We start from the raw sequence: 19,701 nt of genomic DNA, 5'->3' as shown, positions 1-19,701 counted from the left end.
TCCGCAGGCGGACGGCCCCGCCCACCCACGTGACCTGGTGCGACCACGCATGCGGGGATGGCTACATGCCGGGGCATTCCCCGTAAGCCTTGCGCTCGGCCTCCTCGCAGTCGCCCTGGCCACCACGCTCCGTGCCCGACTCGGTATCGCGGTTTACGCGCTGAGTATTGCCGCGCTGTTCGGAACCAGCGCGCTCTACCACCGAACGATGTGGTCGACGTCACGTACCCGGGCGCGGATGAAACGCCTCGACCATTCAATGATCTTTGTATTCATCGCCGGGACGTATACCCCATTTGCCCTCATCGCGATGCCCACGTCGACGGCACGTGTGGTGCTGGCGGTCGTCTGGGGTGGTGCGGCACTCGGGGTGACGATCCGGATGCTCTGGCTCCACTCGCCGCGTTACCTGATCGTCCCGCTCTACATCGCGCTCGGCTGGGTCGCCGTCTTCGTCATCCCGCAGCTGGCCCACCACGCCGGCATAGCCTCGACGGTGCTGCTGCTGGTCGGCGGCGTCTGTTACAGCCTCGGCGCCCTCGTCTACGCCACCCGCCGGCCGAACCCCGCCCCGACGGTCTTCGGGTACCACGAGGTCTTCCACGCCTTCACCCTGGTGGCTGCGCTGTGTCACTACCTGGCGCTGATGTTCGCGATCTACTGATACCGACGATCCGCGCGGCCCGGTGCCGCCCACGTCCACGCGGGCGGCACCGTCACAGGCCGGGCCCCTCCGAACGGATCTTCTCGACCTGCTCCATCGCCTCCCGCAGCTGGCGCAGCCAGGTGTCGGCGTTGTCGCCGACGAGCCGAACACACCAGGCCAGCGCCTCGCTGCGGCTGCGCGCCACGCCCGAATCGACCAGGACGTCCAGGACCTGCCGCTCGGGCTGGCGCAGCCGGGTCATCACCGGCACGGACAACACGGTGAACAGCTCGCTGCGCTGCCCCGCCGCCGCCCCCCAGGCGATCCTGCGACCGTAACGCCGCTCCGCGTCGGCGGCGATGGCGATGCGCTCGTCCCGAGTGCGCTCCCGAAACAGCCTGATCCGGGCGGCGTCGTCGACGGGATCGCCGGCGACGCGATCGTCCCCGGGCGCATCGACGCCGACGGAATCGACGCCGACGGAATCGGCGCCGGCCGCGTCGCCGTCGACCAGCTCACCGATGACCGTGATCTCATCCCGGTCGACGATGACCTCCGGCGGGCCGGTGTACCACCCGGCCGGGATGCGGGCGCCGAACCAGTCGGCCGCGTCCCCCGCGGGCGACGGCTCCGCACGGTCGCCCGACCTGCCGAAACCACGCCCCCGCGGACCGGCCATCACCCGACTCCTCCCGCCCGTGCGCGCGGACGTGCCCGGCACACCCCGCCGACGATTACACGCTTACCCGGTCACGAGTGAAAGTCCTCCCGCCCTCAGGTGGCCACCTTCACGCCGAGCGAGCGCCGAACGTCCTCCGCGGTGTGCACGGGACGCTCGCAGACGAAGTCGCGACAGACGTACACCCCGGGGGACCCGCGCCCGGCGACCAGCGGGCCACCCGTGACGACGACCGCCCCCGGTGCGGTCGCGAGCCGGGCGATCCGCTCCAGCTGCGGGCTGTCCACCACGGCGACCTCCGCCGGCCCGGCGATCAGCGCCTCGGCGACGGCCCCGGCCCAGCCGGCGAACCGGGCGTCCCGGGACAGCAACGGCGCGAAGCGGGCCACCGTCCGCTCGGCGGCGCGCCGGTGCTCGGCCGACCCGGTCAGCGCGGCGTGGGTGAGCAGGGCGCCGGCCACGGCCGCCTGCCCCGACGGTGTCGCCGAGTCCGAGTCGTCCCGCGGGCGGCGCAGCAGCGCCTCGGCGTCGTCCGCGGTGTCGAAGTAGCCGCCGTCCGGCGCGCCGAAATGCGCCTGGACGACGCCGAGCAGGTCGCCCGCGATCGCCAGCCACTGCGGGTCGCCGGTGACCTGGTGCAGGGTGAGCAGGCCCTCGGCGACGTCGCCGTAGTCCTCCAGCACGCCGGCGTTGGTGCCCACCCGGCCGTCCCGGCTGGTGCGCCGCAGCCGGCCGTCGACCAGGTGGACGTCGCGCAGCAGCGTCGCCGCGCCCGTGGCCGCGCGAATCCAGTCCGGCTCGTCGAGCAGCGCCCCGGCCTCGGCGAGCGCGGCGATGGCCAGGCCGTTCCAGGCGGCGACGACCTTGTCGTCCCGGGCGGGCTGCGGGCGGGTGGCCCGCGCCGCGGCGAGCCGGGTTCGCACGGCGGCGAAGCGCGCCTGGTCCGGCGGGTCGGCCAGCAGCCGCAGGACCGACGTCCCGTGCTCGAAGGTGCCCTCGGCGGTGACACCGAGGACGTCGGCCGCCCAGGCGCCGTCATCCTCGCCGAGGGCGGCACGCAGCCCCGCCGGCGTCCAGGCGTAGCTCGCGCCCTCCTCGGGTCGCGAGTGCGTCCCGGTGGCGCCGGCCGGCACGGCGTCGGCGTCCAGTGCGGAGGCGAACCCGCCCTGCTCGGTGCGCAGGTCGGTGAGCAGGAACGTCGCCGTCTCGCGCACCACCCGGCGGGCGAGCGCCGAGCCGGTCGCGCGCCACAGATGCAGGTAGACCCGCAGCAACTGGGCGTTGTCGTACAACATCTTCTCGAAGTGCGGCACGGTCCAGGTGGCGTCGACGCTGTAGCGGGCGAATCCGCCGGCGAGCTGGTCGTACATGCCGCCGCGGGCCATCCGCTCGCAGGTCAGGGTGACCATGTCGAGGCTGTGTCCGTCGCCGGTGCGCGCGGCGTGGCGCAGCAGCATCTCGGCGACCATGGACGGCGGGAACTTCGGCGCCCCGCCGAAGCCGCCGTGGCGGGTGTCGAAGCGGGCCGACAGCCCCGCGACCGCCGTGTCCAGCAGGCCAGGGGTCAGTTCGTCGGCGACGCCGGAGGCCGGGTTCGAGGCGAGGCCGGCGACCGGGCCGCGCTCGGCGGCCTCGGCGAGCCGGCGGGCGATGTCCGCCCCCGACTCCTCGATCTCCTGGCGCCGCGTCCGCCAGGCGTCGACGACGGCCTCCATGACCTGACGGAACGAGCCCATGCCCGGGCGCGGCGTCGGCGGGAAGTAGGTGCCGGCGAAGAACGGCTCGGCGCCGGGGGTCAGGAAGACGGTCATCGGCCAGCCGCCGTGGCCGGTCAACGCCACCGTGACGTCCATGTAGACCGAGTCGACGTCGGGGCGTTCCTCCCGGTCGACCTTGATGTTGACGAAGTGGTCGTTCATGTACGCGGCGGTCATCGCGTCCTCGAACGACTCGTGCGCCATCACATGGCACCAGTGGCAGGACGCGTACCCGACGGAGAGCAGCACGGGCACCCCGCGGCGCTCCGCCTCGGCGAACGCCTCCGGGCTCCACGGCCACCAGTCGACCGGGTTGTCCGCATGCTGGAGCAGGTAAGGAGACGTCTGCTCCGCCAGCTTGTTCGGCACCGGGCGACTCCTCGCGATCCACTGTGTACCCCCGGGCCGGTCCCGGCGCCGGGGGCTGTCCACGCCTGCACGGCATGGGTTCCCTTGATATGCAACCAAAGCGCCGGGCCCCCACCCGATTCCCGCCACCCCGGCGCGCCGCCCGTCACCCGCGAACGGCCGCGCCGCGCGACGCGCGCACGTTCTCGCGGGGGTCGGTCGCCGCGCACGGTGACCCGGTGCGACGCGGACGGTCGACGTCCGTTCCCACCGGATAGGCTCGATGGACCGAACCGTCCGCGCCGTCCGCTCGCCTCGACCGCCGCCCTCCAGGTCGCCGTCCCCGCCGAGAGCATGGCGGGAGGGTCGACGTACCAACGATTCTGGGATGGCACGAGCGATGAGTGAGACGGCCCCGACCAGCGCGTCCGGCGACGAACCCGGCTTCCGGTACAACGCGCGGCTCGCCGCCGACATCGAGAGTCGCTGGCAGCGGCGCTGGGCGGACGAGGGCACGTTCAACTCCCCGAACCCGGCGGGGCCGCTCGCCGACGGCTTCGACAAGGTCGCCGGGCGCGCGCCGTTCTACATCATGGACATGTTCCCCTACCCCAGCGGCACCGGGCTGCACGTGGGGCATCCGCTGGGGTACATCGGCACCGACGTGCTCGCCCGCTACCTGCGGATGTCCGGGCGCCACGTGCTGCACCCGTTCGGCTATGACGCCTTCGGCCTGCCCGCCGAGCAGTACGCCATCAACACCGGCCAGCACCCGCGGGTGACCACCGAGGCGAACATCGCCAACATGCGCCGGCAGCTGGGCCGGCTCGGGCTCGGCCACGACACCCGCCGTGAGATCGCGACCACCGACGTCGCGTACTACCGGTGGACACAGTGGATCTTCCAGCAGATCTTCAACGCCTGGTACGACCCGGCGGCCGGCCGCGCCCGGCCGATCGGCGAGCTCGTCGCCGAGTTCGAGGCCGGCAACCGCTCCCCCGTCGCCGGCTCCGCCGCCGGCGCCACCGCCGTGTCCGTCGACGCGGTGCGGGCCGCGAACCCGGACGGCCTGCCCTGGGCCGAGCTCGACCGGGTCGCGCGGCGGCGGGTCGTCGACGCGCACCGCCTTGCCTACATCTCCGAGCAGCTGGTCAACTGGTGCCCCGGCCTCGGCACGGTGCTCGCGAACGAGGAGGTCACCGCCGAGGGCCGCAGCGACATCGGGAACTACCCGGTGTTCCGCCGGCCGCTGCGGCAGTGGGTGCTGCGGATCACCGCCTACGCGGAGCGGCTGGTCGACGACCTCGACCTGGTCGACTGGCCGGACTCGATCAAGCAGATGCAGCGCAACTGGATCAGCCCGAGCGACGGCGCAAGCGTCGAGTTCGCCGTCGAGTCCCCCGGCGCGGGTCGCGGCGCCCCCGGCGGCATCGAGGTGTACACCACCCGGCCGGACACCCTCGCCGGCGCGACGTTCCTGGTGCTCGCGCCCGAGCATCCCCAGGTCGACGCGCTGGTCGCCGACGCCTGGCCGGCGGACACCCCGGCGGGCTGGCGGTTCCCGGCCGGCCGCGCCGGCGGCGCCGAGGCCGAGGCCGCCACCGAGGCGGAGGTCACGGCGGCGGCGGCCGATCCGGCCTGGACTCCGCGGGCCGCCATCGAGGCGTACCGCGCGTTCGCCGGCCGGCGCAGCGACCGGCAGCGCGGTGAGGAGGTGGACCGCACCGGCGTGTTCACCGGCGCCTACGCGCGCAACCCGGTCAGCGGCGAGGCCGTTCCGATCTTCCTCGCCGACTACGTGCTGGTCGGCTACGGCACCGGGGCGATCATGGCCGTGCCCGCGCACGACAGCCGGGACTTCGGCTTCGCCCGCGCCTTCGGCCTGCCGACGCCGCCGGTACTGGCCCCGGACGCGGCCTGGTGCGCCGAGCACGGCGTCGACCCGGACGCGCCGGTGTCGGCCTGGCCCGACGCGTACGCCGGGTCCGGCAGCTACCTGCCCGTCCCGACCGTCGGCGCGCCCTCGCTGGTCGGCCTGGACAAGACCGAGGCGATCAAGGCGACCACGCACTGGCTGGAGGACGCCGGCATCGGCCGGGCGGCGCGTTCCTACCGGCTGCGGGACTGGCTGTTCTCCCGCCAGCGGTACTGGGGCGAGCCGTTCCCGATCGTCTTCGACGACGACGGGCTGCCGCATGCCGTCCCCGACGAGCTGCTCCCGGTCGAGCTGCCCGAGATGACCGACTTCCGGCCGACCGCGATGGCCGAGGACGACGAGAGCGACCCGGTGCCCCCGCTGGCCCGGGTGACCGACTGGGCGCACGTCACCCTCGACCTCGGTGACGGCCCGAAGCGCTACCGGCGCGAGACGAACACCATGCCGCAGTGGGCCGGTTCCTGCTGGTACCACCTGCGCTACCTGGACCCGACGAACGCCGACCGGTTCGTCGACGAGACCGTCGAGCGGTACTGGATGTCCCGCCCCGGCTCGACGGTCGGCGACGGCGGCGTCGACCTGTACGTCGGCGGTGTCGAGCATGCCGTGCTGCACCTGCTCTACGCTCGGTTCTGGCAGAAGGTCCTCTACGACCTGGGCCACGTCTCCACCCGCGAGCCGTTCAAGCGGCTGTTCAACCAGGGCTACATCCAGGCCGACGCGTTCACCGACGCCCGCGGGATGTACGTCCCGGCGGCCGAGGTGGTCCCGACCGGCGACGGCGGGTTCACCTTCGAGGGCGAGCCCGTCGACCGGCGCTCCGGCAAGATGGGCAAGAGCCTGAAGAACAGCGTCAGCCCGGACGAGATGTACGACCGGTTCGGCGCGGACACGCTGCGCGTCTACGAGATGTCGATGGGCCCGCTGGACGCGGACCGCCCGTGGCACACCGACGACATCGTCGGCTCGCACCGCTTCCTGCAGCGGCTGTGGCGGGCGGTCGTCGACGAGACCACCGGCGCCGCGGCCGTCAGCGCCGACGAGCTGGACGCCGAGGCCGCCCGGATCCTGCACCAGACGATCCTCGCGGTGTCGGCGGAGTACGCGGCGATGCGGTTCAACACCGCGGTCGCCCGGCTCATCGAGCTGACGAACTTCGTCTCGAAGCGCTACGGCCGCGCGGCCACCCCGCGGGCGCTGGCCGAGCCGCTGGTGCTGATGGCCGCGCCGCTGGCCCCGCACATCGCCGAGGAACTGTGGTCCCGGCTCGGGCACGACGGCGACCTGGTCAGCCACGCGACGTTCCCGGTCGGCGACGCAGGCCTGGCCGCCGAGGCAGAGCGGACCATTCCGGTCCAGGTCAACGGGAAGGTGCGCTTCACCCTGCGGGTGCCCGACGGTGCCGCGGAGGCGACGGTCCGGGAACTGCTCACCGCGCATCCCGAGTACGCCCGGCACACCGAGGGGCGGACGATCAAGAAGGTCATCATCGTCCCCGGTCGCATCGTCAACATCGCCCTCGGCTAGCGGACGCGCCCCGGCCCGCGGGCGGATCCGCCCGCGGGCCGGGCCGGTCAGGGCTCCGGCGGCGGTCAGCGCTCCGACGGAGGGCCAGGCTGGGCGGGCAGCTCCACCTTCGCGCCCCCGCCGTCCGAGGCCGCTGCGGCGCCCTCGACGACCTCGCCCTCGACCACCGGGGCCTTGCCACCCAGGACGGCCGAGCGGCGGCGCAGCGCCTGGCGCGGGTCGACCGGCTCGTGCAGACGCTCGGAATCCACCCCGAGGAACTGCCCGCTGGCCACGTTCGCCCGCATCCGGCGCAGGCTCTTCGACAGGAAGACGAACAGCACGGCCGACGCGGCGAGCAGCCCGACGACGATCAGCAGCCCCAGGCCGCCGGCACTGTGCTCCTCGGCGGCCAGCAGCTCCTGGGCTGCCAGCACGCCGCCGGTGGCGCTCTGGTTCACGGTCACGCCCTCGACACTACGCCCCGCGAACCGCCCGACCACCGGCCCGCGAACCGCCGCCCAGTACCGCGATTCGGTTCACACCCCGTTGAACAGGTCGTTCTCCGGCAACATCCCGACCTCGAGCAGGGACCTGGCCAGTTGGTAGTCCTCCGTCGGCCACGCCTCACGCTGCACCTCGAGCGGTACCCGGAACCACCATCCGGTCGGGTCCACCTGGGTGGCATGGGCGATCAGCGCCCGGTCCCGGGTCTCGAACCAGTCGCCGCACGGCACGCGGGTGGTGAGCCGGCCGGCGTCCTCCGCCCGGTCGACCCACTCCGCGAGGCGCTCGGCGTAGGGCGACTCCAGGCCGTGGGCCAGCATCGCCTCGTGCAGCGCGAGGATGCGCTCCTTGTGGAAGGTGAGGTGGTAATAGAGCTTCAGCGGCTGCCAGGGCTCGAGGCCCTCGTCCACGCCGACCTCGAGGTAGCGCGCCGCGTCGCCGGCCGCCTCGAACGCCTCGACGCTGATCTGGTGGGTCATGATGTGGTCCGGATGCGGGTACCCGCCGGACTCGTCATAGGTCGTGATGACCTGGGGGCGGAACTGGCGGATCAGGCGGACCAGCGGGCGTGCGGCCTCGGCCAGCGGTGTGGTGGCGAAGCGCCCCGGCGGGACCGGCGGCGGCGGGTCCCCCTCGGGCAGCCCCGAGTCGACGAAGCCGAGCCACTCCTGGCGGACGCCGAGGATGCGCCGGGCGTTGTCCATCTCCTCCCGGCGGACCTCCGCGATGCGGGCGGCGACGCCGGGGGTGTCCATCGCGGGGTTGAGGATGCTGCCCTCCTCTCCACCCGTACAGGTCACGACCAGCACGTCCACGCCCTCGTTGGCGTAGCGCGCCATCGTCGCCGCGCCCTTGCTCGACTCGTCGTCGGGATGCGCGTGGATGGCCATGAGGCGCAGGCCCTGCCGCTGGTTGACCGCAGTCATGCCCACCATTGTCGCTGACGCCCGGATCGGGTCGAGGCCACCGACGCCCCGGCTGCTGCCGTCCGGGCCCGGACCGGGGCGTTCCCCGCCGCCGGCTGGCCGGATGGTGACTGTCGTGGTACTCCAGCAGTGCGGAACCCGACGGCTCCGTCCAGCGTTTGATCTGGAAAAGTCACCCAACGCCGTGGCACAATACACCGTCCGCGCATGCGGCGACGGGTGTCACGTCGCTGGCCGGTGCATCCGACATCGTGGTCGGCCCGGCCCGGGTTCCGGCGGAACGTCGCGCCACCCGGCGGTGGCGGGTGTTCCGGCGGCCGGCGGCGGGCGGGCGATCGCGCCCGGATCCGCGGAAACGCCTGGTCGCGGGCATTTCCGCGCCCCAGAACCTTTGATTTTCGTTGGTACGATGACCCTTTTGATGTTCACCGAGGAGCGTGACCCGCGTGACGCAGCAGACATGGCTCACCCAGGAGGCATACGACCGGCTCCGCTCCGAGCTCGACTACCTCACCGGCCCCTGGCGCACGGAGATCGCCACCAAGATCGAGGCTGCCCGTGAGGAGGGCGACCTGAAGGAGAACGGTGGCTACCACGCCGCCAAGGAGGAACAGGGCAAGCAGGAGGCCCGCATCCGCCAGCTCACGGACCTGCTGCGGGACGCCCAGGTGGGCGAGGCACCCAGCGCGAGCGGCGAGGCCGGCCCCGGCGCTGTGGTCGAGGTGCGCTTCCCCGGCGAGCGCGAGACCGAGAAGTTCCTGATCGGCTCCCGCGAGGACCACAGCACGAGGATCGACGTGTTCTCGCCCGCGTCCCCGCTCGGCGGTGCCGTGACCGGGCACAAGGCCGGTGACACGGTCAGCTACACGCTGCCGAACGGCCGCTCCGCCAAGGTCGAGATCGTCTCGGTCGCGCCCTACTCCGGCTGACGCGTCCGGTCCCTCGCCGCTGCCGGCCGGCGTCCGCCGCCGGGCGGCGACGCGCGGTCCGGGGGTGGCGATGACGGGTCCGGGGTAACACGGTGGTGCCGGCTACGCCCGCAGCGGACGCGCACCGACTCGGCTGCGCCGCGCGCCACGGCGACGTACCGTCAACCCGTGGAGGATCTGCCGGCACCGCCCCGTCATTCCATCCCACCGACCCCCCCGACCTCCGTCACCCTGGGTGAGCTGCGCCGCAGCGGGCATGTACACCGCCCCGTGCGCGCGGAGCTGCGGAACAACCTCGTCGCCCTGATGCGGGGGGACGCGAAGCGCTTCCCCGGCATCGTCGGCTTCGACGAGACCGTCCTGCCGCAGGTCGAGCGGGCCATCCTGGCCGGGCACGACATCGTGTTCCTGGGCGAGCGTGGGCAGGGCAAGACCCGGTTGATCCGCACCCTGGTGAGCCTGCTCGACGAGTGGTCACCCGCCGTCGCCGGGTGCGAGATCAACGACCATCCGTACGCCCCGGTCTGCGGGCGCTGCCGGACGCTCGCGGCCGAACGCGGCGACGAGCTGCCCGTCGTCTGGCGGCACCGCTCCGAGCGTTTCGGCGAGAAGCTCGCGACCCCGGACACGAGCGTCGGCGACCTGATCGGTGACGTCGACCCGATCAAGGTCGCCGAGGGCCGCACGCTGGGCGACCCGGAGACGGTCCACTACGGCCTCGTGCCGCGGACCAACCGGGGCATCTTCAGCGTCAACGAGCTGCCCGACCTCGCCGAGCGCATCCAGGTCGCGCTGCTCAACGTCCTCGAGGAACGGGACATCCAGGTCCGGGGCTACCTGCTGCGCCTGCCACTGGACCTGCTGCTGGTGGCGTCGGCGAACCCGGAGGACTACACCAACCGGGGCCGGATCATCACCCCGCTCAAGGACCGCTTCGGCGCCGAGGTCCGCACGCACTATCCCCTCGCGCTCGTCGACGAGCTCGCGCTGATCCGCCAGGAGGCCGTGATCTCCTGGGCGGACTCACCGCTCGGCGCCCCGGCGATGGCCGACCACCTGTTGGAGATCGTCGCCCGGTTCACCCGCCTGGTGCGCGACGCGCCGCAGGTCGATCATCGCTCCGGCGTCTCGGCCCGGCTCGCGGTCGCCGCCGCCGAGACCGTGGCCGCCTCCGCCGTCCGCCGCGCGGCGCTGACCGGGGAGGAGACGCCGACCGCCCGCGTCGTCGACCTCGCCTCGATCGTCCCGGCGGTGCGCGGCAAGGTCGAGTTCGACCAGCTCGAGGAGGGCCGCGAGGACGAGGTGCTCGCCCTGCTGCTGCGCCGGGCGATCGCCGAGACCTTCCGCGCCCACCTCGCCGGCGCCGACCTGGCCGGCCTGCAGGCACGGTTCGACGCCGACGGCCCGGTCGAGACGGGTGAGCTCGTGCCCGCCGCCGAGCTGCTGCGCCGGGTCGGCCCGGTACCCGGGCTCGCGGCGATCCTGAACCGGCTCGGCGTCGACGGCGCCGAGTCACCCGGCCTCGCCGCCGCCGCGCTGGAGCTGGCGATGGAGGGCCTGCACCTCAACCGCCGGCTCGCCAAGGAGGAGCTGCCCGGCCGCACGGTCTACGGCGGCTCCTGAACCGGTGCCGGCGCCACGCCGGCGCCCTCGGCCGGCCGCGACCGGCGCCGCAGAGCACGACCCGAACGTTGGGAGGACAACCCGGTGAACTCCGGTACGTTCCGCTACGGTCCCTGGGACGGCGGGCCCGATCCGCTCGCCTCGCCGTTCACCGCGGCCGGCGCCCTCGACGAGATGTCCCGCCAGATCCTCGAGGGGCGCACTCCTCGCGAGGCCCTGGAGGCCCTGCTGCGACGGGGCATGCCCGGCCGGCGTGGGCTCGACGACCTGCGCCGCGCCATCGAGCGCCGCCGCCGGGAGGCCCGGTCCCGCGGCCGGATGGACGGCACCCTGCAGGAGGTCCGCCGTCTGCTCGACATCGCCGTCGGCCAGGAACGCGCGGCGCTGTTCCCCGACCCGTCCGACGAGGCCCGGCTGCGCGAGGACGAGCTCGACACGCTGCCCGCGGATCCCGCCCGGGCCGTGCGTTCCCTGGCCGAGTACGACTGGCGTTCCCCACAGGCCCGCGAGACCTACGAGAAGATCTCCGAGCTACTGCGCCGGGAGGTCCTCGACGCCCAGTTCAAGGGCATGAAGCAGGCGCTCGAAGGCGCCACCCCGGCCGACTTCGCCCGCATCCGCGAGATGGTCGGCGCGCTGAACTCCCTGCTGGAGGCGGACGCGCGTGGCGACGACACCGACGCCGCGTTCGCCGATTTCATGCGGGAGTACGGCGACTTCTTCCCCGAGCAGCCGCAGTCGCTGGAGGAACTGGTCGACACGCTGGCCCGCCGCTCGGCCGCCGCCGCTCGGCTGCTCGCCGGCCTCACCCCGCAGCAGCGCGCCGAGCTCGCCGACCTGATGTCCACCGCGATGGAGGACCTGGGCCTGGCCGCCGAGATGTCCCGTCTCGCCCAGGCGCTGCGGGCGTCGCGTCCCGATCTGAACTGGGGCGGGCGGATGCGCGGCCGCGGCGGGCGGATGGCCGAGGGCCTCACCGGCGACGACCCGCTGGGCCTCGGCGACGCCACCAGCGCGCTGGAGGAGCTCGCCGAGCTCGACGAGCTGGCCTCCTCCCTCAGCCAGGACTACGCCGGCGCGTCCCTGGAGGACATCGACCCGGACGCCGTCGCGCGGGCGCTGGGCCGCTCCGCCGTCGACGACCTGCGCAGTCTGCAGCAGGTCGAGCGGGAACTGGAGCGGCAGGGCTTCATCACCCGCAAGGCCGGCCGGCTGGAACTCACCCCGCGGGCGGTGCGCCGCATCGGTCAGGCGGCGCTGGCCCGGATCTTCCGCCAGGTCTCGGCCCACGGCCGCGGCGACCACGGCATGACCGACGCCGGTTCCGCCGGTGACCTGCTCGGCACGTCCCGGGCCTGGCAGTTCGGCGACACCCAGCCGCTCGACGTGGTCCGCACCGTCCGCAACGCGGTCCTGCGCGCCGGCCCGCCCGGCCCCGGCCGGCCCGTTCGCCTGCAGGTGGGCGACTTCGAGGTCGCCGAGACCGAGCGGCGCACCACGGCCGCCGTCTGTCTGCTGGTCGACCTGTCGTACTCGATGGCGCTGCGCGGGACCTGGGGAATCGCGAAGTCGACGGCCCTGGCGCTGCACACCCTCGTCAGCACGTCGTTCCCCCAGGACAAGATCCACATCATCGGTTTCTCCGACTACGCCCGCGAACTGCGCCCCGTCGAGCTCGCCGGCCTCGACTCGGAGATGGTCCAGGGCACCAATCTGCAGCACGCCCTGCTCATCGCCGGCCGCCTGCTGTCGCGCTATCCGCAGGCTGAGCCGGTCGTGATGGTGGTCACCGACGGTGAGCCCACCGCACACCTGCTGCGCGACGGCACCCCGTCGTTCTCGTGGCCGCCGATGCCGGAGACGCTGGAGCTGACCCTCGCCGAGGTCGACCGCCTGACGCGGCGCGGGGTGACCATCAACGTGTTCATGCTCGACGACGAGCCGAGGCTCGTGCAGTTCGTCGAGGAGATGGCCCGCCGCAACGGCGGGCGGGTCCTCTCGCCCGACCCGTCGGCGCTCGGCAACTACGTGATCCGCGACTACCTGCGCGCCCGCGGCCGCGGCCGGGTCGCCCGCTGAATCAGGTGGGCTCCTGCGCCGAGCCGCGCTCGCCGCGCAGGGCGGGGTCCGCGGCGAGGCGCTCCCAGAACTCGGCCACCAGCCGCTCGTAGCCGAGGCCCAGCTCCAGCGTCCGCCGCAGCGACCAGACCATCGCGTCCGCCGGCAGCGCTGCCAGCTCGCGGTACACCTCCAGCTGGGCGCGGTGCGCGGCGGCCTGCGCGCGCGCGAGCCGGGCGACGTCACCGGGCCGGCCCAGGTCGCTGAACGCCAGCTTGAGCAGCCCCGGATCCCGCAGCTCGGTGCGCCCCGCATCGCCCGCCGCGAGCCACTCTCGCAGGCTGCGCCACCCGGCCTCGGTGATCCGGAAGATCCGCCGGCGCCGCCCGCCCTCCTCCCGTTCCTCGGCCAGCAACCCGGCCTCCGCCAGCCGCGGCGGCTCCTTGTAGAGCTGCGCGTGCGGGAACGACCAGTAGTTCCCCACCGAACCCGCGACCGAGACCTTGAGGTCGTACGGGGTGGCGCTGCCGCGCCGGGCCACCTCCCCCAACACCAGGTACGAGACGGGTGTAAGCACGATCTCCTCCACAGTCTCAATCATACGGCTTGACTAGCACCGTCCTAATCAGACTATCCTGGGCCACAGCCGAACGGTACGAAACAGATGATCGGAAGGCGGCCGCCATGCCCACACTCCCCTGGACCCCCGCGACCGCCGCCGACGGCGACGCCGACGCCGACGGCGGCAGCGGCCCCTCGGCCGGCGCCGAGGTGATGGCGTCGCGTTTCACCCTCACCTCGCGGCGGCACACGTTCCGGATGCTGCGGGCGGCGACGGCCGTTCGCCGCGCGTTGCTCGCCTCCCCGGGCGCCGTCGGCGTCTCCCTGGTCGCCCGTCCGCTGCGCAACGAGTACCTCACCCTGTCGTCGTGGCGCGACCGGGCCGCGCTGGACGCCTTCGTCCGCGACCCGGTCCACCAGGAGGCCATGCGCTCCCTGCGACCCGCCATGGCGACGTCGGCTTTCACCTTCTGGCACACCCCCGCCGGCGGCGGCACTCCCACCTGGGAGCAGGCCCACCGTGCCCTCGCCGAGCATTCCGACCGCGACCGATGAGCACACCGCCGCGGCCGCGGCTCACCCCCGCCAGGTGAGCCGGCGGAACGTGGCGGGCGCCGGCCGCGTCCCGCTGGCGGCGATCACAAAGTCTGCTACCGTGCGCGATCGTGGTGTCACGGAGGGCAGATGCCGGAGCGAGACATCGACGGGGTCCACGCGGTCAGGGGCCCCGCCCGAGACCTCCGGCGCGCGCACGGCTGGTCGCCGCGGTCCTGCTGACCGCGGGCGTCGCCCTGGCTCCGGCCGCCCTGCCGGCGAACCCCGTACAGGCGTCGGGCGCCGGCCCGGTGCCTGCTGCCGGCCTGGCGGTATCCGCCGCCGGGGCCGGCACCGACGCGGCGGCGGAGGTCCTCGATCCGGCGGCGAGCGCCGTCACCCGTGGGCACCCCGCCCCGCTGTCGGCACCGTTGTCGGCCCCGGGAGCGATCTCCGCGGCCGAGCAGCAGCAGGTCGCCCAGTACTGGACGGCGCAGCGGCGGGACCGCGCGTTCGGCGCCCACTCCGCCGCCCGGCTCGGCGCCCCGGCCCCCGCGCGGCCACCCGCCACCCGGTTCGCCGACGATCCGGGCTCGGCGTCGACCACCACCCCGCCACCGCCCAGCGACGGCACGCCGTACACGCGGGGCGGGCTCGTCACCGCGACCACCGGCCGGCTGTTCACCACGATCGACGGCGCCGACTTCGCGTGCTCCGCCAGCGTCGTGACCAGCGCGGGCCGGGATCTCGTGGTGACCGCCGGGCACTGCCTGCACGGCGGCGCCGGGTCACGGTTCGGGCAGAACGTCGCCTTCGTGCCCGGCTACTCGGACGGCACACTGCCCTACGGCATCTGGACGGCCCGCCGCCTGACGATCACGTCGGCCTGGGCGCAGGGCTCCAACTTCGACGACGACGCCGGGTTCGCGCTGTTCAACCTCCAGCACGGCCGCCATCTGCAGGACGTCGTCGGCGCCCAGGGCATCGCGTTCGGCCTGCCGATCACCTACCCGCAGTTCAGCTTCGGCTATCCGCGCCTGGCGCCCTACGACGGCAGCCACCTTATCTACTGCGCCGGCCCCGGGTCCGCGGACACCTACGGCGGCCCGTCGATCGGGGTGACCTGCCGGATGACCGCGGGGGCGAGCGGCGGCCCGTTCATCACCGGCCTCGGCCGGCTGGGGGCGGGGCACGGCTGGATCGACGGCGTCGTCAGCTACGCCTACGCCGGCTCCGGCGACCGGCTGTACGGGACGCACTTCGGCGCCGCGGTCAGGCTGCTCTACTACCAGTCCGCCCAGCTCTGAGCGCTCGCCGCGGGGACACCCGCCCAGGCTCGGCCGGTGCGTGGCGAATGTCCACGGATCGGTACCGTCGGCCCATGCCGCATCCGGGTGCCTTCGGACTCCTCCTGACCCTGCACATCGTGCTTGCCATCCTCGTCGTCGGACCGCTCACCCTGACCTGCGCGGCTGTGCCCTCGTTGCTGCGGGCGGGGGCGGGCTCGCTGCCCGCGCTGCGGGTCGCCACCCGGCTCGTGCGCGGCTTCGCGGCGGCCTCCCTGCTGATCACGCTGACGGGTGTCGCGATGGTGCACGAGGGCTCGTTCGGCAGCGTCCGCTCACTCGGGGACACCTGGCTCGCCGCCTCCCTCGTCCTGTGGGCGGTGGGGTGCGCGGCCTGCCTGGGCGTCGTCGCGCCGGGGCTGTCGCGCGCGGCCACCGACATCGGCGCCGGCGGGGACGGCCGGGGCCGGCTCGTCCCGATCGCCGGCGGCGCGCTGGTGAGCACCGGCTGCTGGCTGGTGATCGTGGCGCTGATGGTGGTCAAGCCGGGCGGCTGAGCCGACGCGGGACCTCGCCGCGATCGACCACGTCCTCGATCTTGTCCAGCACCCGCTCCCACACCGGCCGCGGCAGCTCGTGGCCCATCCCGTCGATCTCCAGCAGCTCGGCGGACGGGATCGCGGCCGCGGTCAGCCGACCGCCGATGACCGGGACCAGCGGGTCGGAACCACCGTGGACGACGAGGGTGGGCGTGGCCAGCCGGGCGAGGTCCGCGGTGCGGTCCGGAGCGACGAGCAGCGCCGCCAGCTGGCGCAGCGTGCCGTCCGGACTGGTGCGCCGCTGCCAGTACAGCTCGGTGCGCTGGCGCAGCCAGATGTCGTCCGGGGTGAACTCGGGCGAACCGAGCACCCGCTGCGCCTCGATGGCGGCGAGCACGGCGGACTCCAGGTCGGGCGGCGCCGGGCGCAGGAAGAGCCCGATCGCCTCCGGCGTGGGCTGCACGCGATGGTCGCCGGGATGCGACATCACGGATGTGAGGCTACGTACCCGCTCCGGCGCGCGCAGGGCCGCCACCTGGGCGATCATGCCGCCCATCGACATCCCCAGCACGTGCGCCGAGTCGATGCCGAGCGCGTCGAGCAGGCCGAGTGCGTCGGCGGCCAGATCGGTGAGGCCGTAGGGGGCGAGATCGAACCGGCCGGCGAGGATCTCGCCGAGGTCCGGCCGGCCCAGATGGTCGAGGTGGGTGGACAGGCCGACGTCACGGTTGTCGAAGACGACCACCTGGAAGCCGCGGCGGACCAGGGCCGCGAGCAGGTCGGGATGCCAGCCGGCGAGCTGCTGCCCGAGTCCCCCGACCAGCAGCAGCGGCGGGCCCTCGCCGCCGTGGACCTCGTAGGCCAGTTCCAGGCCATTGACCGTAACGATGCTCATGGCCGGACGGTAGCGATCCGGTGGCTCAGGCGCACGCCTTCCCGACTCAACCTCATCGCTACTTTATGTATCGTCACAACTCCTTAAAGTAGCGATCGTGGATGTGGCACGCGCCGCCGAGGGCAGGCACAGGTGATCTTTCCGACGATCGAGTTCGCGGCCTTCCTGGCCGTCGTCATGACGGCGTCCTGGCTGCTCATGCCACGACCGCGGTTGTGGAAGCCGTTCATCCTGGCCGCGTCGTACTTCTTCTACGGCTTCGCGGACGCCCGGTTCGTCCTGCTCCTCGTCGCCTCGACGCTGCTCAACCAGGCCGCCGCCCACGCGGCCCACCGTCTGCGGGACCGGCGCGTCCTGCTCGCCGCGGTCGCCTGCGACCTCGGCCTGCTCGGCTGGTTCAAGTACTACGGCTTCTTCGCCCTGTCGGTCGACCGCGCCCTGGCCGACGTGGGCCTGCCCGCGCCGCTGCCGCTGGTGCAGGTCGCGCTGCCGGTGGGGATCTCGTTCTTCACCTTCCAGGCGATCAGCTACGTCGTCGACGTGCACCGCGGGAACTCCGCGCCGGCGCCGCTGCTCGACTTCGCCGTCTACGAGGCGTTCTTCCCGCACCTGGTCGCCGGGCCCATCGTGCGGGCCAGCGAGTTCCTCCCGCAGCTGACCTCCCCGCGCGACCCGCGCCGGGTACCGCTGGCCCGCGCCGCCTTCCTGATCGTCGGGGGCCTCGCGAAGAAGGTCGTCCTCGCCGACGTCCTCGCCGCCCGGCTCGTCGACCCGGTCTTCGACGCACCCGGACAGCACTCGTCGGCCGAGGTGCTCACCGCCGTCTACGGCTACGCGGTGCAGATCTACTGCGACTTCTCCGCCTACTCCGACATGGCGATCGGCATCGCCCTGCTGCTCGGCTTCCGCTTCCCGGACAACTTCGACCGCCCCTACGCCTCGAGCAGCCTGCGGGAGTTCTGGCGACGCTGGCACATGACCCTGTCCCGCTGGTTGCGCGACCACGTCTACCTGCCGCTCGGCGGCAACCGCCGCGGCCCGCGCCGCACCTGCGTCAACCTGCTGGTGACGATGACCCTCGGCGGGCTGTGGCACGGCGCGTCGTGGACCTTCGTCCTGTGGGGGGCGCTGCACGGGACGGCGCTGGCCCTCGAACGCCGCTGGCGCCCCCACCGCCCCGGCGGACCCGGGCCGGCGGTGCCCGCGGTCTCGGCGGGGACGACCACGGCGACGGACCCGGGGGCTGACGGGCACGGGCCGGCGCTGCCGCGGCAGCGTGTGGACGGCGGTGACGGCGGGTCGCTGCTCACCACGGCCAGGCCAGTGGTCACCACCGAGCCGGCCACCCCCGCCGCCACCCCCGCCGTGGCACGGCGAGTACTGGCGCGGCAGTGGGTGGCGCGCCTGGCGGTGTTCCACTTCGTCTGCGCGACCTGGGTGCTGTTCCGGGCGCCGGACCTGGCGACGGCCGGCGCGGTGTTCGCCCGGCTGGTCAGCGCCCCGGGACCAGCGCCGCTGGTGACCCCGGCGGTCGTGCTCGCGATCGTGGCGGGCCTCGCGACCGCGGCCGTCCCGCGGGCCTGGTGGGCGGCCGGGCAGGCACGCTTCGCCCGACTGCGCCCCCCCGCGCAGATCGCCCTGCTGACCTGCGCCGTGATGGTTCTCTACGCCGCGGTGGGCCAGCACGAGGTCGCCCCGTTCATCTACTTCCGCTTCTGACTCCCGTGACTCCCGTCCCGGGCCCCGACGCCGCGTGAGGTGACATATGACCAGACCCGACGACGACACGGTGCCCGCACGCCGGGCCGTCCTGGTGGTGGTCACGGTGCTGGGACTGCTCGCGGTGCTGCGCGCCCCGGCGATGGTGCACGCCGGCGAGGGCATGCCGCCGGGCCTCACCCGTTCCCTCGTGCTCGGCGCGGGACACGGCCTGGACCGTGTCAGCCGCCCGCTGGGACTGGACGGTCCGGACCGCTGGCTGGCGTCAGCCTTCGGCCACGGCGGCGCCGCACCGTCCGCGACGACGTCCGAACTGGTGACGGCGGGCGACCGGGACCGGACATCACCGGGGCTCGTGGCACCGGGGCCGCCGCCGCTCGAGCCCCTGCGGCGACCGAGCGCCGCCGACCCGCTGCGGGTGCTGGTCACGGGGGACTCGCTGACCGAGACGCTCGGACCCGCGGTCACGAACGCGGCGCCGGCGACCCTGCGGGTGTCGACCGAGACGCACTACGGCACGGGACTCGTGCGCCCCGACTTCTTCGACTGGGCGGCGCGGGCCCGCGCCCAGGTGGCCGAGCTGCGTCCCGAGGTGGTCATCGTCGCGATGGGCGGCAACGACGGTCAGGGCATGACGCTGCCGGACGGCACGGTGCTGGCCGCCGGGTCGGACGCGTGGGCGGCCGAGTACCGGCGCCGCGCCGACGTCATCATGCGGATCTGGACGGGCGGCGGCGCGCGGCGGCTGGTCTGGCTCAGCCTGCCGCCGGCCCGCTCCACCCGGCTGGACGGGTACTTCCGCCAGCTGAACACCGCGACCGCAGCCGCCGCGGCGGGGGTCGGCGGCGCCCGCTACCTCGACCTCGTCCCCTGGCTGTCCCGCGGCGGCGCCTACAGCGACTACCTCCCGGACGCCAGCGGCACCACGGCGCTCGCCCGCTCCCGCGACGGCGTGCACCTCACCCGCGACGGCGCCCGCATCGCCGCCGGCCACATCGTGGCCACGCTCCCCGGCCAGACACCGGCCGACCAGACACCGGCCGGCCAGGCGGGGCTCGGACGGCCGGGCTGAGTGGCGCGACAGCGGCAGAACGCCGCCTACCGGACCCGGAAGCCGAAGCCCGCGCCGTCGAGGTCGGCCCGGGCGCGCGTGACCGCGATATACGCGTCGGTGAGCACGTCTCCGCCGCCGGGAGGCCCGGCAGCAGCGGGGGGCGGGGCAGCGCCGGGCCTCCCGGCGGCGGAGACGTGC

16 protein-coding genes are annotated in these 19,701 nt (G+C 73.9%); 10 read left to right on the top strand and 6 right to left on the bottom strand.

Annotated features, from left to right (window positions below):
- Positions 1-49: 49 nt before the first annotated feature.
- Complete coding sequence (gene trhA / locus C1A33_RS06565; RefSeq protein ID WP_101830627.1) at positions 50-664, top strand: PAQR family membrane homeostasis protein TrhA; 615 nt, start codon at positions 50-52, stop codon at positions 662-664.
- Positions 665-716: 52 nt separating this feature from the next.
- Here trhA and C1A33_RS06560 read toward each other — a convergent pair whose 3' ends face one another.
- Together C1A33_RS06560 and C1A33_RS06555 are read right to left on the bottom strand one after the other, a co-directional pair.
- Positions 717-1,325: a hypothetical protein gene (locus C1A33_RS06560; RefSeq protein ID WP_101830626.1), complete on the bottom strand. Its 609-nt coding sequence runs from the start codon at positions 1,323-1,325 to the stop codon at positions 717-719.
- A 95-nt stretch (positions 1,326-1,420) separates the two neighbouring features.
- On the bottom strand, positions 1,421-3,451 hold the full coding sequence (locus C1A33_RS06555) for a thioredoxin domain-containing protein (protein WP_101830625.1): 2,031 nt from the start codon (positions 3,449-3,451) through the stop codon (positions 1,421-1,423).
- Positions 3,452-3,818: 367 nt separating this feature from the next.
- Here C1A33_RS06555 and C1A33_RS06550 point away from each other — a divergent pair, with 367 nt between their 5' ends.
- Positions 3,819-6,893 carry a leucine--tRNA ligase gene (locus tag C1A33_RS06550; protein ID WP_101830624.1) on the top strand — a complete coding sequence of 1,025 codons (3,075 nt, stop codon included), beginning with the start codon at positions 3,819-3,821 and terminating at the stop codon, positions 6,891-6,893.
- Positions 6,894-6,958: 65 nt separating this feature from the next.
- Here the strand turns inward: C1A33_RS06550 and C1A33_RS06545 are convergent, their stop codons facing one another.
- Together C1A33_RS06545 and mca are read right to left on the bottom strand one after the other, a co-directional pair.
- Positions 6,959-7,333: a hypothetical protein gene (locus tag C1A33_RS06545; protein WP_243407257.1), complete on the bottom strand. Its 375-nt coding sequence runs from the start codon at positions 7,331-7,333 to the stop codon at positions 6,959-6,961.
- 78 nt (positions 7,334-7,411) lie between these two features.
- Positions 7,412-8,314 (bottom strand): mycothiol conjugate amidase Mca, encoded by a 903-nt coding sequence (mca, locus tag C1A33_RS06540; protein WP_101830623.1) that lies wholly within the window; start codon positions 8,312-8,314, stop codon positions 7,412-7,414.
- A gap of 437 nt (positions 8,315-8,751) precedes the next feature.
- Between mca and greA the strand changes: the two genes are divergently transcribed.
- From greA to C1A33_RS06525, 3 genes are all read left to right on the top strand, one after another.
- Positions 8,752-9,234, top strand: a complete 483-nt coding sequence (gene greA / locus C1A33_RS06535) for a transcription elongation factor GreA (RefSeq protein ID WP_101830653.1) — start codon at positions 8,752-8,754, stop codon at positions 9,232-9,234.
- 168 nt (positions 9,235-9,402) lie between these two features.
- Complete coding sequence (locus tag C1A33_RS06530) at positions 9,403-10,857, top strand: magnesium chelatase ATPase subunit I (protein WP_243407256.1); 1,455 nt, start codon at positions 9,403-9,405, stop codon at positions 10,855-10,857.
- An 84-nt stretch (positions 10,858-10,941) separates the two neighbouring features.
- A complete protein-coding gene (locus C1A33_RS06525; RefSeq protein ID WP_101830622.1) occupies positions 10,942-12,936 on the top strand; it encodes a vWA domain-containing protein in 1,995 nt (664 codons plus the stop codon).
- 1 nt (position 12,937) lies between these two features.
- Here the strand turns inward: C1A33_RS06525 and C1A33_RS06520 are convergent, their stop codons facing one another.
- Positions 12,938-13,516 (bottom strand): helix-turn-helix transcriptional regulator, encoded by a 579-nt coding sequence (locus C1A33_RS06520; protein ID WP_101830621.1) that lies wholly within the window; start codon positions 13,514-13,516, stop codon positions 12,938-12,940.
- A gap of 83 nt (positions 13,517-13,599) precedes the next feature.
- Between C1A33_RS06520 and C1A33_RS06515 the strand changes: the two genes are divergently transcribed.
- The 3 genes from C1A33_RS06515 to C1A33_RS06505 all read left to right on the top strand — a co-directional run bounded on the left by C1A33_RS06515 (position 13,600) and on the right by C1A33_RS06505 (position 15,853).
- A complete protein-coding gene (locus tag C1A33_RS06515; RefSeq protein WP_101830620.1) occupies positions 13,600-14,031 on the top strand; it encodes an antibiotic biosynthesis monooxygenase family protein in 432 nt (143 codons plus the stop codon).
- 290 nt (positions 14,032-14,321) lie between these two features.
- A complete protein-coding gene (locus tag C1A33_RS06510; RefSeq protein WP_243407255.1) occupies positions 14,322-15,317 on the top strand; it encodes a trypsin-like serine peptidase in 996 nt (331 codons plus the stop codon).
- Between the two features lie 74 nt (positions 15,318-15,391).
- Positions 15,392-15,853, top strand: coding sequence for a hypothetical protein (locus C1A33_RS06505; protein WP_101830618.1), 462 nt, complete (start codon positions 15,392-15,394; stop codon positions 15,851-15,853).
- On the opposite strand, the gene C1A33_RS06500 is transcribed toward C1A33_RS06505, so the two are convergent.
- The gene (locus C1A33_RS06500; protein WP_101830617.1) at positions 15,837-16,730 is read right to left on the bottom strand and encodes an alpha/beta fold hydrolase; all 894 of its coding nucleotides are present in this window, start codon (positions 16,728-16,730) and stop codon (positions 15,837-15,839) included. The two genes, C1A33_RS06505 and C1A33_RS06500, sit on opposite strands and share 17 nt — an antisense overlap.
- A gap of 132 nt (positions 16,731-16,862) precedes the next feature.
- Between C1A33_RS06500 and C1A33_RS06495 the strand changes: the two genes are divergently transcribed.
- Entirely contained in the window at positions 16,863-18,449 is a 1,587-nt protein-coding gene (locus C1A33_RS06495; protein ID WP_101830616.1) for an MBOAT family O-acyltransferase, read from the top strand.
- A 46-nt stretch (positions 18,450-18,495) separates the two neighbouring features.
- Positions 18,496-19,521, top strand: coding sequence for a DUF459 domain-containing protein (locus C1A33_RS06490; protein WP_101830615.1), 1,026 nt, complete (start codon positions 18,496-18,498; stop codon positions 19,519-19,521).
- The last annotated feature ends 180 nt before the right edge of the window (positions 19,522-19,701 follow it).

The sequence above is a fragment of the Frankia canadensis genome, from assembly GCF_900197875.1.
GTDB classification, from domain to species: domain Bacteria; phylum Actinomycetota; class Actinomycetes; order Frankiales; family Frankiaceae; genus Frankia; species Frankia canadensis.
Note: the sequence above shows the minus strand (reverse complement) of the source record. Positions and strands in the feature narration are given on the sequence as shown.